The organism is Synechocystis sp. LEGE 06083, from assembly GCF_015207725.1.
Classification (GTDB): domain Bacteria; phylum Cyanobacteriota; class Cyanobacteriia; order Cyanobacteriales; family Microcystaceae; genus Synechocystis; species Synechocystis salina.
The window spans coordinates 1-2196 of the sequence record NZ_JADEWJ010000405.1 but is presented as its reverse complement, the minus strand read 5'-3'; the positions used below and the strand labels follow the sequence as shown (position 1 = coordinate 2196).

The 2196-nt window shown below is 50.8% G+C and carries 2 protein-coding genes and 1 pseudogene; all 3 read left to right on the top strand.

Annotation, left to right across the window (positions count from 1 at the left end; genetic code table 11):
* A partial coding sequence (locus tag IQ219_RS19160; RefSeq protein WP_228017388.1) for a hypothetical protein occupies positions 1 to 232 on the top strand: 232 nt, incomplete at its 5' end.
* A 296-nt stretch (positions 233 to 528) separates the two neighbouring features.
* Positions 529 to 834 (top strand): hypothetical protein, encoded by a 306-nt coding sequence (locus tag IQ219_RS19155; protein WP_194073668.1) that lies wholly within the window; start codon positions 529 to 531, stop codon positions 832 to 834.
* A gap of 188 nt (positions 835 to 1022) precedes the next feature.
* Positions 1023 to 2196 (top strand): annotated as a pseudogene (locus IQ219_RS19150) (transcription-repair coupling factor); the annotation flags it as partial.

The window sequence follows — 2196 nt, the reverse complement described above, 5'->3', positions numbered from 1 at the left end:
AATCTTTTGTGAACATATCAACTCAATGTTTTGGGAGGAAACCGACCATGTTCTGGAAGTTCAGACAAGTATTTCGTTTCTGGTTTTGTTATTTGAATCAACCCATTTTCAGTCGCGAGTCAAAGGCAACATGGCGGTTGACCCATTTTTGGTCGATGTATCAGATCTCTTTGCTGGAATCCTGTTGGCAAAAAAGTCCCGTCAAGGAAACTTCCCTCTAGTGACGGCATAGTTAGCCAGTCTTGGTAAGGAGTCGAGGGAGTTGGCAGTCAACCCACCATGGGTAGTGGAGTGGATTCTGGGGGCAGACGAAAAAAACAACATAGCATCGGCACCAGAAACAAATCCCCTGTTGGCTGGGTTTGGTGATTGACCAAGGGATTGCATTGTGGGTCACTGTAATTATTGACTTTTCCCCCAAGGCCCTAACCCGTGTCCTTACCAAGGAGGGCAGGCAGTTGTGCTATGATCCTTGGCCAATGGCCCCAGTGGTTGCCTTGGTAGCGATCTTGTCAGGAAAATTCGTCTATGACCCCATCAGATTATCAAGACCAGGAAGTTAAAACCCCCAAAGTAGAGGTGGTGGATTCCTACGATACGGGGAACGATGGCATCACCGATGCGGCCCGCAAATATTGGTTGCAGTTCCAGCAATGGTTTGATAAGTTGCCCCTCCCCGCCAAGGGGGCCGTGGCGATCGCCGTTTTGTTCGTTACCTTTTCGATTTTGACCCAGGTGCTGAGGTTTGTGGCTTCCTTGGTCACTTTGGCCATTTTGTTGGTGATTCTCTACGGAGTGTACCGGGTCTTTCTCCGCCAGGACAAAGATGGCTAATCTCCATTAATGACAGAATTTTCCCGATTCCCTTTTCCCTTCTTCCGATCCTGAAGTCCGCTGGCAGTTGGGGGGTTTTGGTCGTCCTTGTTTTTGACAACTGAAGCAAGGGAAAGGTTTTCCTGGGAACCAAGCCTCGGGGCCGACTTTCTTTGGGATTGATTATTAACCATGGCCTGATCTGGGACATCGCTGGGGCTGTTCTTCAGCAGGGGAATGGTGGAATAGGGACAAAAATTCTGCTGGGCTGGGGAACAGGCTAAGATTTGTTAATATCTCCTCTGCTCTGAACCCAATGACCTTTTCCTCCATTCTGCGCCATCTGCAAACCCTACCTCTGAGCAAAGACCTGCGGGAAAAATTACAAAAGCGGGGCCATGTGCAACTCAGTGGGCTACCCCGCTTACCCAAGGGGTTGATTGTTTCCAGTTTGGCCCAGTCCTTAGAGAAAAATCTTTTGGTCATCACTGCCACGTTGGAAGAAGCCGGACGGTGGACAGCACAGTTAGAACTGATGGGTTGGCAAACCGTTAACTTCTACCCCACTTCGGAAGCTTCCCCCTATGACACTGGGCGGCTGGAGTCGGAAATGGTCTGGGGACAAATGCAGGTGTTGGCGGAATTGATCCAGGGCCATCAGGTTAAGGGCAAGGCGATTATTGCCACGGAAAAGGCCCTGCAGCCCCATTTACCGCCGGTGGCAACCCTGCGGCAGTACTGCTTGACCCTACGGCGGGGTCAGGAGATGGATAGCAAAAGTCTGGAGTTAACCCTGACTAGATTGGGCTACGAACGGGGGAGCACCGTAGAAACGGAGGGACAATGGAGTCGGCGGGGGGACATTGTTGATATTTTTCCGGTGTCGGCGGAGCTACCAGTGCGGCTGGAATGGTTTGGCGATGAGTTGGAAAAAATTCGGGAGTTTGATCCTTCGAGCCAGCGTTCTTTGGATGACTTGACTGGTTTGGTGCTGACCCCCACCAGTTTTGACCAGGTAATTGAACCGGCCCTAAATGCCCAGGCCATCGATCTCTCTGCTTGGGGAGAAGATGCGGAAACTGAGGCATTGTTTGGCAAGGAGGGATTGCAGCGATTTTTGGGTTTGGCCTTTGCTGAGCCTGCTTGTTTATTGGACTATTTGCCGACGGAAACGGTTTGTGTGCTGGATGAACCGGAACAATGTGCGGCCCATAGTGAACGGTGGTTTGATGCGGTGGCCCAGGATTGGTCAGCTTTGCAGTTGCCGGATTTGCCCCAATTACATCGGGATTTTTCGGCCCTTGGCGATCGCCTGAAGGAAAGTTTTACCTATATCTCCCTGTCGGAAATCCACGAAGTTAATACGGATAGTCTGGATATTTC

What these genes read in the sequence shown, in the direction of transcription:
- IQ219_RS19155 (WP_194073668.1), top strand. Translation starts at nt 529, where the DNA reads ATGACCCCATCAGATTATCAAGACCAGGAAGTTAAAACCCCCAAAGTA.